At 72.7% G+C, this 12,688-nt stretch carries 13 protein-coding genes and 3 pseudogenes; 7 read left to right on the plus strand and 9 right to left on the minus strand.

Features of this window, described 5'->3' with window-relative positions; translation table 11 throughout:
* The first annotated feature begins 24 nt into the window (after window positions 1–24).
* Complete coding sequence (locus ACK8N7_RS34085) at window positions 25–810, plus strand: SAM-dependent methyltransferase (protein WP_500444927.1); 786 nt, start codon at window positions 25–27, stop codon at window positions 808–810.
* Between the two features lie 93 nt (window positions 811–903).
* On the opposite strand, the gene ACK8N7_RS34090 is transcribed toward ACK8N7_RS34085, so the two are convergent.
* The 5 genes and pseudogenes from ACK8N7_RS34090 to ACK8N7_RS34110 form a co-directional block, all read right to left on the minus strand.
* Window positions 904–1,392 (minus strand): beta-class carbonic anhydrase, encoded by a 489-nt coding sequence (locus ACK8N7_RS34090; protein WP_403214081.1) that lies wholly within the window; start codon window positions 1,390–1,392, stop codon window positions 904–906.
* A 38-nt stretch (window positions 1,393–1,430) separates the two neighbouring features.
* Window positions 1,431–1,988, minus strand: coding sequence for an iron chelate uptake ABC transporter family permease subunit (locus ACK8N7_RS34095; RefSeq protein WP_500445908.1), 558 nt, complete (start codon window positions 1,986–1,988; stop codon window positions 1,431–1,433).
* Window positions 1,968–2,687: pseudogene (locus tag ACK8N7_RS34100) on the minus strand (FecCD family ABC transporter permease); the annotation flags it as partial. The pseudogene ACK8N7_RS34100 and the gene ACK8N7_RS34095, both read right to left, overlap by 21 nt.
* A 95-nt stretch (window positions 2,688–2,782) precedes the next feature.
* A complete protein-coding gene (locus ACK8N7_RS34105; protein ID WP_500445959.1) occupies window positions 2,783–3,112 on the minus strand; it encodes a hypothetical protein in 330 nt (109 codons plus the stop codon).
* Between the two features lie 5 nt (window positions 3,113–3,117).
* Window positions 3,118–3,312, minus strand: coding sequence for a hypothetical protein (locus tag ACK8N7_RS34110; protein ID WP_500445961.1), 195 nt, complete (start codon window positions 3,310–3,312; stop codon window positions 3,118–3,120).
* Between ACK8N7_RS34110 and ACK8N7_RS34115 the strand changes: the two are divergent.
* A pseudogene (locus ACK8N7_RS34115) lies at window positions 3,305–3,439 on the plus strand (AraC family transcriptional regulator); the annotation flags it as partial. The gene ACK8N7_RS34110 and the pseudogene ACK8N7_RS34115 overlap by 8 nt on opposite strands.
* Before the next feature lie 58 nt (window positions 3,440–3,497).
* Here ACK8N7_RS34115 and ACK8N7_RS34120 read toward each other — a convergent pair.
* Complete coding sequence (locus tag ACK8N7_RS34120) at window positions 3,498–4,967, minus strand: SulP family inorganic anion transporter (RefSeq protein WP_403214083.1); 1,470 nt, start codon at window positions 4,965–4,967, stop codon at window positions 3,498–3,500.
* A gap of 559 nt (window positions 4,968–5,526) precedes the next feature.
* Window positions 5,527–6,246, minus strand: a complete 720-nt coding sequence (locus ACK8N7_RS34125) for a class I SAM-dependent methyltransferase (protein WP_403214085.1) — start codon at window positions 6,244–6,246, stop codon at window positions 5,527–5,529.
* Between the two features lie 140 nt (window positions 6,247–6,386).
* On the opposite strand from ACK8N7_RS34125, the gene ACK8N7_RS34130 reads away from it, so the two are divergent.
* The gene (locus tag ACK8N7_RS34130; protein WP_403214087.1) at window positions 6,387–6,647 is read left to right on the plus strand and encodes a hypothetical protein; all 261 of its coding nucleotides are present in this window, start codon (window positions 6,387–6,389) and stop codon (window positions 6,645–6,647) included.
* A 14-nt stretch (window positions 6,648–6,661) separates the two neighbouring features.
* On the opposite strand, the gene ACK8N7_RS34135 is transcribed toward ACK8N7_RS34130, so the two are convergent.
* Window positions 6,662–8,551, minus strand: a complete 1,890-nt coding sequence (locus ACK8N7_RS34135; protein WP_500444930.1) for an ABC transporter ATP-binding protein — start codon at window positions 8,549–8,551, stop codon at window positions 6,662–6,664.
* Between the two features lie 248 nt (window positions 8,552–8,799).
* On the opposite strand from ACK8N7_RS34135, the pseudogene ACK8N7_RS34140 reads away from it, so the two are divergent.
* The 3 genes and pseudogenes from ACK8N7_RS34140 to ACK8N7_RS34150 all read left to right on the plus strand — a co-directional run bounded on the left by ACK8N7_RS34140 (window position 8,800) and on the right by ACK8N7_RS34150 (window position 11,178).
* Window positions 8,800–9,436 (plus strand): annotated as a pseudogene (locus ACK8N7_RS34140) (DUF6629 family protein).
* Between the two features lie 138 nt (window positions 9,437–9,574).
* Window positions 9,575–10,369 (plus strand): SDR family NAD(P)-dependent oxidoreductase, encoded by a 795-nt coding sequence (locus ACK8N7_RS34145; protein ID WP_500444932.1) that lies wholly within the window; start codon window positions 9,575–9,577, stop codon window positions 10,367–10,369.
* Window positions 10,370–10,464: 95 nt separating this feature from the next.
* Window positions 10,465–11,178, plus strand: a complete 714-nt coding sequence (locus tag ACK8N7_RS34150; RefSeq protein ID WP_403214093.1) for a ribonuclease H family protein — start codon at window positions 10,465–10,467, stop codon at window positions 11,176–11,178.
* Window positions 11,179–11,244: 66 nt separating this feature from the next.
* On the opposite strand, the gene ACK8N7_RS34155 is transcribed toward ACK8N7_RS34150, so the two are convergent.
* Window positions 11,245–11,655, minus strand: a complete 411-nt coding sequence (locus ACK8N7_RS34155; RefSeq protein ID WP_403214096.1) for an ATP-binding protein — start codon at window positions 11,653–11,655, stop codon at window positions 11,245–11,247.
* 168 nt (window positions 11,656–11,823) lie between these two features.
* On the opposite strand from ACK8N7_RS34155, the gene ACK8N7_RS34160 reads away from it, so the two are divergent.
* Entirely contained in the window at window positions 11,824–12,657 is an 834-nt protein-coding gene (locus ACK8N7_RS34160; RefSeq protein WP_403214098.1) for a Scr1 family TA system antitoxin-like transcriptional regulator, read from the plus strand.
* The last annotated feature ends 31 nt before the right edge of the window (window positions 12,658–12,688 follow it).

A 12,688-nucleotide genomic window follows, 5' to 3' on the forward strand; every position in this document is an offset into this window, starting at 1 on the left:
ACGGAGAGTGAGTAGAGGAGAGACATGAGCGTCGACGACGTTGAGTTCCGCCGCAGGATCCGCTCCGATGTCCCGCACTCGGCGAGGGTGTGGAACGCCTGGCTGGGCGGCAAGGACAACTACCCCGTGGACCGCGAACTCGCCGACGCGGTGAGCGCGGCCTACCCGCAGATGGTCGACATCGCCCGCGCCTCCCGTGCGTTCCAGGCCCGCGCGATCCGGCACCTCGCCTCGCTGGGCATCCGCCAGTTCCTGGACGTGGGCACCGGCCTGCCGGTGGCGAACAGCACCCACGAGGTGGCCCAGGGCATCACGCCCGACGCGCGGATCGTCTACGTGGACAACGACCCCATCGTCCTCGCCCACGCCCAGGCCCTGCTGACCAGCGCCCCGGAGGGCCGTACGGCCTACGTGGACGCCGATCTCTCCGCGACGGACACGGTGGTGGACGAGGCGGCGAAGACGCTCGACCTGTCCGAGCCGGTCGCCGTGCTGCTGCTCTCGACGCTGGGGCACCTGACCCCGGCCGACGGCATCAAGGTCGTCCAGCAGTACATGGCCCGGATGCCGTCGGGGAGCTACCTGGTGCTCTGCGACACGGTGAAGACGCCGCAGACGCTGGCCGCGCAGGAGGCGTACGACTCCGGCGAGAACCCGCCGTACCTGGTCCGGGAGCCGGAGGAGATCACCGGCTGCGCCGAGGGCCTGGAGATCATCGACCCCGGCTTCCTGTCGATCGCGCTGTGGCGCCCCGAGGAGGACGACCCGGTGCTGGTCGACCAGTGGGGGCTGGTCGCCCGCAAGCCGTAGGCGGTAAGCGGGACCCGTTGCGAGCGGCGGAGGGCGACCTCCGCCGTCCGCCCGGCTGCCGGCCCTGCCCGGGACGGCAGCCCCCTGCGGCCCTCAGACGACCTCGTCGAGACGGCCGGTTGCGACGTCGAAGACGAAGCCGCGGACCCGGTCGGTGTGCGGGATGAACGGGCTGCCGGTCACCCGGCGCAGCGACTGCCGTACGTCGCCGGCGGCGTCCGGGAACGCCTCGGCGGCCCACGGCGGCCGGATGCCGGTCTCCTTCTCGACGCCCTGGCGGAAGACGTCGTCGGTGAACGTCACCATGCCGCAGTCGGTGTGGTGGATGAGCACGATCTCCTCTGTGCCCAGCAGTCGCTGACTGATCGCCAGGGAACGCACCACGTCCTCCGTGACCACGCCCCCGGCGTTCCTGATGACGTGCGCGTCGCCCTCGGCGAGGCCGAGGATGCCGTACGGGTTCAGCCGCGCGTCCATGCAGGCGACGACGGCCGTCCTGCGGGCGGGGGGAAGGGGGAGGGGACCGTCGAACGTCGAGGCGTACACCTCGTTGTGGGCGAGGAACTCTTCGGTCACGCTCATGACTGCTCCAGGTGCTCGGTCGCGGGGGAGACCCGAACCTACGCAGCCCGGCGGGCGGGGCGGAAGCCCGTCGCCGGGCCCGCCACACGACCGCAATGCGCCCGCATTATTCCATTTCGTACACCTGTTCCGGCCGGGCCGGGTGTCACTGCCCGGCCGAGCGCTCCAGCACCCACAGCCGGTGGTCCCAGCCGATGTCGTCGCAGCGGCGCACCCGCAGGCCGGCCCGGACCGCCAGGGCGCTCAGCTCGTCCTGCGAGCGCAGCCCCGAGCCGAACAGGCAGGTCGGCCGCAGGTGTTGGAGCGTGGCGGTACACCGCGGCCAGCAGGACGAGCGACCCGGTGACGGCGGCGAGCGGCGCGCCGAGCGGGAGGGCCGGGGCGAACAGCAGCACGGTCGTGGCACCGGCCCCGGCGTCCGCCGAGATCCCGACGATGTCGGGTGTGGCCAGCGGGTTACGGATCAGCCGCTGGTACAGCGCGCCGGCCAGGCCGAACAAGGCACCGGAGAGCAGCACCGCCACCGCCACCGCCGCACCGAGCAGTTGGGAGCGCTCGACGCGGACCCCGAGCCCGCGTGCGGCGTCCTCGCCCATGCTGAGCACATTGAGCGTGCGCCCGAACTGCAGCGCCAGCAGCAGTCCGGCGACCGCGAACGGGAGGATGTCGTCGAGGACCGCTCCCCGGCCGGTGAGCTGCCCCATCGACAAGAACCGCAGGTGCGCGTAGACCGCCTCGTCCCGGACGACGAGCAGGGTGATCAGCGACGACATCACGGCGGCCAGCGCCACACCGGCCAGGACGAGCCCGAGGGTGGAGCTGCCCGCGTTGGTCCGGTCCCGATCAGATAGACGAGCGCCGAGGTGAACGCGGCCCAGCCGGCGCCGGCCAGAAGTAGCCGGTCACCCCGGTCATGTCCAGGAACAGGATGCCGAGGACGACGAACATCGCGGCCCCTGCTCGATGCCCAGGATGCCGGGATCGGCCAGCGGGTTCGTCGTGAGCGCCTGCCTCATCAGCCCCGAGGCGCCCAGCGCGGCCCCGACGGTCAGCCCGAGCAGGGTGCGCGGGATGCGTTCGGTCCACAGGGCATGGCTGTCGTAGCCGGTGCCGTCGGGGTGCAGCAGGATGCGCACCACCTCCGGCGGGGAGATGTCACGGGCGCCGAGCGTGATGCCCGCGACGACCGCGACGGCGAGAACGGCGCAGGCGGCCAGCGCCACCGCCGTACCGCGCGAGGAACGAGTCCTCGCCGGTGGCGGTGCTGGTGGCGTCGGCGGGGACGTGGCGTACATGGGGATTCCTGGGCTCCTCACCTGGGCAAACGGCAGGTTAGGTCACCCTTATCCAGCTTTGGGGCGGTCCAATGCCGGAGCCGTTCCACTCACAATCAGGGGTCAACGAACCGGCCCCGCGCTGCTTGGAGGACGGTGTGGCGGAAGCTGCCCTGCGGACCGTGGCCCCGACCGGACACGAGCCCGCGCCCGAGGTCCTGGTCGACGACGAGTTCATCGCGGCCGGGGGACACCCGACGCATGTGCACGCCTTCCACCAGTCCCTCCACGTCCCGCTGGGCCGGATCGTGGTCACCGCCCTCGGCCGCGACCACGAGCTCTCCCCGTCGGTCGCGCTGTGGATCCCCGCCGGGGTCGCGCACAGCGCCCGCTTCGACCCGGACTCCCCGGTGGTCCCCGAGGCCTTCGAGCCGGACCTGCACCACCTGCCCTACTCCGAGGTGACCAGGGTCAACGTCTCCGACGCCCAGCGGCAGCTGCTGCTCAGCCGGATGCGCGCGTCGGAGGTGACCGAGGAGGACCCGGCGGTCTTCGCCGCCCTGCGCTCCGGCCACCGCGACGTTCTGCCGCTGCCCCAGCCCACCGGACGGTCCGCCGCGACCGTGGCCGGTGAGCTGATGCGCAACCCGGGGGACCCGCGTACGGCCTCCGAGTGGGCCGAGAGCCTCTACACCAGCTCGACCAGCCTGCGCCGGGCGTTCCGCGCCGAGACGGGCCTGGCCTTCTCCGAGTGGCGGACCCGGCTGCGCCTCAACCACTCGCTCCAGCTGCTCGCCGCCGGACACATGGTGAGCACGGTTGCCGCCCGGGCTACCGGCGGATGGTCACCGGCTCGATCTCCGCGTTGTTGTGCCGGCGCGCCCAGTTCTCCAGGGCCACCCGGCAGGCGTGGTCGAGGTGGCGCAGTCCGGTCAGGTCCAGCTCTATGGGCTGGTCCTGCGGCAGCTTCTCCAACTGCTCCAGGATCCGCGGCAGTCGCAGGAAGGTCGCGTTCCCGGTGAGCGTCACCACGACCCGCCCGCCGGTGAGGCTGTGCGTGGAGAGCTGTACGTGGGAGGTCTCCCACGCCGACTTGACCACGGCCAGCAGCAGGCCCAGCACCACGCCCTCGAAGAGGTTGGTCACCACGATGGCCACCGCGGTGACCGCCAGGAGCACCGCCTCGCCGCGGTGTTCGCGCCACAGCGGGCCGAACTCCTTCACGGGGACCAGCTTGCACCCCGCGTGCACCAGGATTCCGGCGAGCGAGGCGAGCGGGATGATGCCGATCGCCGCGGGCAGCAGTGCCGCGAAGAGCAGCAGCCACAGACCGTGGGCGACCCGGGAGAGCGCGGTGGTGGCACCTGCCTGGACGTTGGCCGCGCTGCGGACGATGACCGCCGTCATCGGCAGTGCGCCGAGCGCCCCGCAGATCGTGTTGCCGACGCCCTGCGCGACCAGCTCCTTGTCGTAGTCGGTACGGGGACCGTCGTGCATCCGGTCGACGGCCGCCGCGCTGAACAGGCTTTCGGCCGAGGCGATCAGGGCGAAGGCGAGTACGGTACCGATGACCGCCACGTTCGCCAGGCTGCCGAACTCCGCCGCACCGGGCGGATCGATGGCGTGCAGCAGCCCGTTCACGTCGGCCACGGCGGGCGACAGCCCGGCCAGGGCGGCGACTGCGGTGGCCAGGCCGACCGCGGCGAGGGGAGCCGGAACCATCCGTACGGCGGCGGGCAGCTTGGGCCAGAGCAGCAGGACGGCGACGGTCCCGGCGCCGAGGCCGAAGGCGGTGAGGGCCTCGGTGTTCGTGGCGATCCCGGCCGCCAGGCGGGGAAGTCCGGCGATCTTGGCGAGCGCGGTGCCCGGCTGTTCGGTGTCGGCCATGGCGTACACCTGGCCCAGGATGATGACCAGGCCGATGCCGGCGAGCATGCCCTGCACCACGGAGACGGAGATGGCGCGGAACCAGCGGCCGAAGCGCGCCACGCCCAGCACCACCTGGAGCAGACCTGCGGCCAGGACGATCGGCCCGAGCGTGCCGAGGCCGAATTCCGTGACCGCCTCGTAGACGAGCACGGTGAGACCGGCTGCGGGCCCGCTGACCTGCAGCCTGCTGCCCGGAAGCAGACCGACGACGAGGCCGCCGACGATGCCTGTGACCAGGCCGAGTTCGGCCGGTACGCCGGAGGCGACGGCGACGCCGACGCAGAGGGGGAGGGCGACCAGGAAGACGACGAGTGACGCCAGCAGGTCACGTCGTACGACGTGGGGGTTCTTGAGTTCCTTCACGGAGATCACGGGTGACGATTCCCTTGAGGGTCAGATCCGCGCCCGGCCGGGGCCGGGCGCGGATGGGTGGGGGCGGGAAGCCGTCAGAGGCGGCCGCACGACGGGCCGCTCTCCGGCCGGTGAACGCTGATCGGGCCGGGGTGCACTACGCCCCGGCTCGTACGGACGGGTCTGGGGGGCCGGCCGTGCGTGGGGCACGCGGCATCCTTTGCGTTCGCGGCGTCGTGCTCGGTGAAAGTCCGGGCGGGTGCGACAAGGGACTTCATGGGTGGCCTGCCTCCTGCATCCGGCGGTGCCGGGGAGCGGTGTGGTCGGGTCATATTGACGAATGCACTGTTTAAATCCGAATGAACGTTCGGAGGAGAGACGGTGTGCTCCACCTCGTGTTTTGCCGAACATCCGGCCTCCCCGGCCGCGCGTTGGGCGTTCGGACGGATACGACTACAGCTCACCATATAGACCAGAACTTTGCTATCGCATTACCTTCTTGTGAAGGAGTGCGAATGCGCCATTCTTGTCATTCATTCGGCTTGTTCTTTGTGATTGCGAAAGGCGTGGGCCGGGGCGGTCAGATGCGGCGGCAGTGCAGGAAGAGATGGGGCTCGGGCTCGCCCGCCGGGTGGTCCGGGGTGAACAGCACGCTGTGCCGCTCCTCCACCGCGAACCCCGCCGCGGCCACCAGCGCGACGAACTCCTCCTCACCGAAGCTCGACACCACCACCGGCTGCCCCATGAACACCGCGCTCACCTCCGCCACGTCCACCGGCACGGTGGCCACGGCCAGAAGGCCGCCGGGCCGCACCGCCCGGGCCAGCCGGCCCAGCAGCTCCCGCTGCTCCCCGCGCGCCATCTGCAGCAGCGAGAAGTAGACGCAGACGGCGTCGAACTCCCCGTCCGCCCACGGCAGCTCCCGGATGTCGCCGCAGCGGAACTCGGCGTCCGGCACCTGCCGGGCCGCCAGCGCGGTCATCACCGGGGAGACGTCGACGCCCACCACCCGGTGCCCGGCCCCGGCCAGCCGCCGCGCGGTCGGAACACCCGTACCGCTGCCCACGTCCAGGACCCGGCTGCCCGGCGCGAGATGTTCCAGCAGCCGGTCCAGCGAGGCCCGGTGGGCGGCCGAACCGGCGAACGCCCGCTCGTACTCGGCCCCCAGCACGTCGAACACCACCGCGGCGGGAAGCCCGTGGGTCCTGTGCACGGCCGGGACCCCGGTCGGGTCTCCGCCAGGGCCTCCGGCCGGGTCTCCGTCCGGGCGCTCCGCCGGCTGTCCCTGGCTGTCACTCATCGGCGTGGCCCTCCCGTGGTCCGGCGGCCGTCCGTGGCCGCGTCCCCAGCGTCCCCGTGCGGGCACCTGAGTATGCGGGGCCGCGACCGCTGAGTACCTTCCCCGATGTTCCGCCGCCCCGCCGCTGTTCGAATGAGGCCATGGACTCCGCAGCGCAGCGCAACCCCCGCATGCAGCACGTCACCACCGCAGGCACCGCCCTGGCGGTCACTCTGCTCCCGCTGGTGGTCGGCGTGCTGCTCGCCAAGTCCATGGCGGCGGACCCGATGACCTCGGTGAACGCGCTCGTCACCAACGGCGGGCACCGTCCCCGGGTCTCGCCGAAGCAGTGGCGCAGCTGCGGCGGGGACGCCCTGCGGCGCCTGCGCACCACGGAACGTCTGCGCCTCGTCCGCCGCTGACGGCCGCCGCCCGGTCAGACGACCGGCTGCGCCTCGTCCGCCGACGGCCGCTCGAACTGGGTGCGGTACAGCTCCTCGTACCGCCCGCGCGCCGCGAGCAGTTCGGCGTGCGTGCCGCGCTCCACGATCCGGCCGGCCTCGACGACCAGGATCTGGTCGGCCGCCCGTACGGTGGAGAGCCGGTGGGCGATCACCACGGCGGTCCGCCCCTCCAGCGCTTCGGCCAGGGCCTCCTGGACGGCGGCCTCGGAGGTGGAGTCCAGGTGCGCGGTCGCCTCGTCGAGGATGACGACCCGCTGACGGGCCAGCAGCAGCCGGGCGATGGTGAGCCGCTGACGCTCGCCCCCGGAGAGCCGGTAGCCGCGCTCGCCCACCACCGTGTCCAGCCCCTCGGGCAGCGAGGCGATCAGCCCCTCCAGCCGGGAGCGGCGCAGGGCGTCCCAGATGTCGTCCTCGGTGGCGTCGGGCCGGGCGAGCAGCAGATTGGCGCGTACGGACTCGTGGAAGAGGTGCCCGTCCTGGGTGACCATGCCCAGGGTGTCGCGGATCGAGTCGGCGCTCAGATCCCGTACGTCGATCCCGTTCAGCCGTACGGAACCGGCGTCGGCGTCGTACAGCCGGGGCAGCAGCTGCGCGATCGTCGACTTGCCCGCGCCCGATGAACCCACCAGGGCGATCATCTGGCCGGGTTCGGCGCGGAAGGACACCTCGTGCAGAACGGGGGTGCCGCCCCGGCTGTCCAGCGTCGCGACCTCCTCCAGCGAGGCGAGGGAGACCTTCTCCGCGGACGGGTAGCCGAAGGAGACCTTCTCGAACTCGACCGACACCTGACCCTCCGGCACCTCGCGGGCGTCCGGCTTCTGGGCGATCAGCGGCTTCAGGTCCAGGACCTCGAAGACCCGCTCGAAGCTGACGAGCGCGCTCATCACCTCGACCCGGGCCCCGGCCAGCGCGGTGAGCGGGGCGTACAGCCGGGTCAGCAGCAGAGCGAGCGCCACCACGGCACCCGGCTCCAGCGTGCCGCGCAGCGCGTAGTAGCCGCCGAGCCCGTAGACCAGGGCGAGCGCGAGGGCGGAGACCAGGGTGAGGGCGGTGATGAAGGTGGCCTGGGCCATGGCGGAACGGACCCCGATGTCCCGCACCCGGCGGGCCCGCTCGGCGAATTCGGCGGACTCCAGGGACGGGCGCCCGAAGAGCTTGACGAGGGTGGCGCCGGGGGCGGAGAACCGCTCGGTCATCTGGGTGCCCATCGAGGCGTTGTGGTTGGCCGCCTCCCGCTGGAGTCCGGCCATCCTGGCCCCCATCCGGCGGGCCGGCACGACGAACACCGGGAGCAGGACCAGCGAGAGCAGCGTGATCTGCCAGGAGATCGTCAGCATCACGGCGAGCGTCAGCAGCAGGGTGACGAGGTTGGAGACGACACCGGAGAGCGTGTTGCTGAACGCGCGCTGCGCGCCGATCACATCGTTGTTGAGCCGGCTGACCAGGGCGCCGGTCCGGGTGCGGGTGAAGAAGGCGATCGGCATCCGCTGCACATGGTCGAAGACCGCGGTGCGCAGATCGAGGATCAGCCCCTCACCGAGGTTGGCCGACAGCCAGCGGGTGAGCAGGCCGAGCCCGGCCTCGGCGACCGCGATCAGGGCGATCAGCAGCGCGAGCCGGGTGACCGTCCCGGAGTCGGCGCCCCGCACGATGGCGTCGACGACACGCCCGGCGAGAACGGGGGTGGCCACCGCGAGCAGCGCGGTGACGACGCTGAGCAGGAGGAACCGCCGGATGCGCTGCCGGTGGGGCCGGGCGAAGACCATGATGCGGCGTAGCGTCGCCCGGGAGAAGGGCCGCCGGTCCTGCTCGGCGTTCATCGCGCTGTGCAGCGATGTCCACGCGGTGACTTCCATGTCCATGGGGCGCTCCGAACTCTGCTGAACGGGTGGTACGGACCTGTACGTGCCCCGCGGGCCGACGAGGCCCGGGTGCACTCAGCACGCTAGAACCTGAAGTTTGGTTGAGGTCAACTGGGCGCGCGAGACGGAGCCGACGGGGCGCCGGAGACGGACCCGCGCGGCCGCTCCACCGCACGTCACGGACACCGGAACCGTAGCGTGGCCACGAAGGCGATATATCCGCTTACCACCGGGCCCGGGGTGACGCCATGTGCTGGAGCGCGACCGCCGACCTGGTGGCGGGCTCGGGCATCGCCGCGATCGGGGTGGTCACCCGCGCGCACCCGCCGCGTCCGTGATCTCCCGCTGGCCGCGCTGCCGCTGCTGCTCGGCGCCCACCAGATCGTCGAGTCGGTGGTGTGGAACGCCGACAGCGGCACCGGCCCGGCCACCCTCGCCTGGGCGGTGATGGCCCTGCCCCTGCTGGCGCTCTGGGTACCGCTGGGCGTGTTCTGCGCAGCACCCGCGCGGGCGCGCGACCGGCTTGCGGCGCCGCTCGCTGCCGGAGTCATCACGGCCGCGTTCCTCGCCCACGCCCTGGCTGCCCGGCCCGTGACGGCGGAGGTCCGCGGCCGCACCCTCGGGTACGCCGTCCACCTCCCGCACGCCCGACTCCTCATCGCGGGCTACCTCCTGGCCACCGTGGGGGCCCTCCTGCTCTCCGGCGACCGCACCCTGCGGCTCCTCGGGGGCCTGGTGGCCGCCGGCGCGGTCGTGTGCGTCGCGTTCTGGCAGATGGAGTTCATCTCCACGTGGTGCGCGTTCGCGGCTCTCTGCTCGGTGGTCCTGCTCGGCTGGGCCCACCGCCCCGCCCCGCCGGCCGCCCAGTCCGTCCCGGGCGGGTGAGAACGGCCGGGCGGGGTATCCGGCCACGGGCACCCCCGATCGCGTGCTCCGGCGGGCGTCGGCAGCGGGCCGGTGCGAGCCTGAGGGCGGGAGAGGTCCCATGCAGTGGCCGAGCAGCAGGGCAAGGGGAGAAGCGGCGTGCGCATCGATCTGACGGGCAAGAAAGCGGTGGTGACCGGCTCCTCGCAGGGCATCGGCCTCGCCATCGCCACCGGGCTGGCCGCAGCGGGCGCCGAGGTCGTCCTTACCGGGCGGGGACAGGAACGGCTGGACGCGGCGGCGCGGACGCTGCGCGCGGAGGTGGCGGAGGCGGCCGTCACGACGGTGGCGTGCGACCTGACCACGGAGGAGGGCGCCGCCGAGCTGTACGCGGCCGTCCCGGCAGTCGACGTCCTCGTCAACAACCTCGGCATCTTCGGCTCCCGCCCGCCCCTGGAGATCACCGACGAGGAGTGGCGGACGTACTTCGACACCAACGTGCTCAGCGCGGTACGCCTCATCCGCCGCTACCTGCCCGGGATGACGGGACAGGGCTGGGGCCGGGTGCTGAACATCGCCAGCGACTCCGCGATCGTCATCCCCGCCGAGATGATCCACTACGGCATGTCGAAGACCGCGCTGCTCGCCGTCTCCCGCGGCTTCGCCAAGGAGGCCGCCGGTACGGGCGTGACGGTGAACTCGGTGATCGCCGGGCCCACGCACACCGGCGGCGTGGAGGACTTCGTCTACGAACTGGTCGACAAAGCGCTCCCCTGGGAGGAGGCGCAGCGCGAGTTCATGCGGCTGCACCGCCCGCAGTCGCTGCTCCAGCGGCTCATCGAGCCCGAGGAGATCGCCAACCTGGTGGTCTATCTCAGCTCCGCACAGGCCTCGGCGACGACCGGTGCCGCGGTGCGGGTCGACGGTGGGTACATCGACTCGATCGTGCCCTGAGCGACGCGACGGCTGCTCCGGGCCCCGGGCCCGGGGCGGTTCGGGCGCCTCGGCCGCCGGTCGGGACGATCATGCGGGGCTGGCATGATCGAGGGATGAACCAGAGCATCATCGCCGCGTGTGACGGGGCGTCCAAGGGAAATCCCGGACCGGCCGCCTGGGCCTGGGTCGTCGCCGACGCACAGGGCAGCCCCGTGCGCTGGGAGGCGGGCCCGCTGGGCACCGCGACGAACAACGTCGCCGAGCTCACCGCACTGGCCGAGCTGCTGGAGTCCACCGACCCGGCGGTCCGCGTCGAGGTCCGGATGGACTCGCAGTACGCCATGAACGCCGTGACCAAGTGGCTGCCGGGGTGGAAGCGCAACGGCTGGAAGACCTCGGCGGGCAAGCCGGTCGCCAACCGTGAGCTGGTCACCCGCATCGACGCCCTGCTCGGCGCCCGCGCGGTGACGTTCCGCTACGTGCCCGCCCACCAGGTGGACGGCGACCCGCTCAACGCGCTGGCCGACCAGGCCGCCAGCGAGGCGGCGGTCGCGCAGCGGGCGGCCGGTACGGCGCACGGCGCGACCGCCCTGCCCGTTCCCGCCCAGGCCCGTTCCACGAAGGGGCGTACGGAGGCCGGCGGCAGCGCGGGTGAGGCGACGGCGAAGGGCGCGGCGGGCGCGACCCGTACGGGGCGGTCGGGGGCCACGATCAAGGCGCGGTTCGCAGGGCGGTGCCACTGCGGAAAGCCGTACGCGGCCAAGGAGCCGATCGCGAAGAACCCGAACGGCTGGGGTCACCCGGAGTGCCGAACCGCTCCCGCCTGATCACACGGGGAGCAGCCGGAACGGGCCCGGTCGCACGGGGGTCGTGCGGGGTCGTGCGGGGGAGTCTCAGACGTCGGCCCAGACGAGCCGGCCGGCCAGCGCGGCGCGCGTACCCCAGCGGGCCGCCAGGGCCTCCACGAGCAGGAGTCCTCTGCCGTCCTCGGCCAGGCAGTCGAGCGAATCGTCGCCGTCGGGGCCGCCTGCCGCCGGAGCCGCCTCGACGGGCAGGTCCGCCGAATCCGCTGGGGACGCCGGCGCCGGGATACGGGCCCGGCCGCGGTTCCACACACAGATCCGCACCCCGTCCGCCGAGCGGAGAAGCCGACAGCGGATCCGGCGGGTACTGGTGTGCTGGACGGCGTTGGTGACCAGTTCGGTCACTATCAGAGCCGCCGCCTCGATGCGTTCCGCGGGTTCTCCCCAGGCGCGCATCGCCTCCTGCACCCGGTGACGGGCCTCTGGCACGCCCCCGGGCAACCGGGGAACCCACCAGCTGTGTGCACCTCTGACGCTCCCGCCGACGGGAGCGCGTTCTGCGCAACTGACTATTTCCGACATGTATGCACTCTCGGTGCAAAGCGCATACTTTGCAAGCGACAGAATGTACAAGGCTCCGCCCCGGGGCTCGACGAACGAGGTACGAGCATGCGGCCCCGCTCCGGCCCCACCGTGCAGCACCGCGTCCTGGCGGCCCGGCTGCGGATACTGCGGGAACAGGCCGGCGTCACCCTCCGGGCCGCCGCCGACGCCCTGGACGCGCACCCCGCGACCGTACGGCGGATCGAACGTGCCGAGACCGGCCTCGACGCCCGGCAGGTCGCCGAGCTGCTCCGCTGCTACGGGGCCCCGCCGGCCGTCGCCGAGCCGATCCTGGCCGGGCTCGGGGCCGCGAACATGCCCGGCTGGTGGCACCACTGGCGGGACGCGATGGAGAGCTGGCAGCAGGACGTCATCGGGGTCGAGTCCTCGGCCAGCCTGGTCCGCACCTGGCACCCCGCCCTCGTGCCCGAGCTGCTGCGCACCCCCGCCTACGCCGCGGGCCTGTACCGGATGCGGTACCCCGACGACAGCCCCGCCCGCCTGGAGCGCCGCGTGGAGCTGCTGAGGGAACGGCGGCGCCGACTGAGCGAGCGCGGTACGGCCTTGTGGGCCCTGCTCCCGGCCGCCGCCCTGCACACCCGGGTCGGGGACCCCGAGACCATGGCCGGGCAGCGTGAGGCGCTGGCCGAGGCGATGGAGCAGCAGCACATCACCGTCCAGGTGGTGCCGCTGGACCACCCGCCGCACGCCATGACCGCCATGCCGCCCCTGCACCTGCTGCGGGTCCCCGCCCCGGAGATCGGCGACCAGGCCGTCCTGGAGACCCCCGGGGTCCGCGTCGACCTCGTCGACGACCCGGGCGCCGTGATGGCCTACCGCATCCGGCTCGACGCCGCGTGCGCGGCCGCCCCGCCGCCCGGGACCCCGCTGCCGCCCTGACGCCCGGCCGGGGCCCGTACTCGCGCCGCCG

It is taken from the genome of Streptomyces griseobrunneus (assembly GCF_046713465.1).
Taxonomy (GTDB): Bacteria; Actinomycetota; Actinomycetes; order Streptomycetales; family Streptomycetaceae; genus Streptomyces; species Streptomyces microflavus.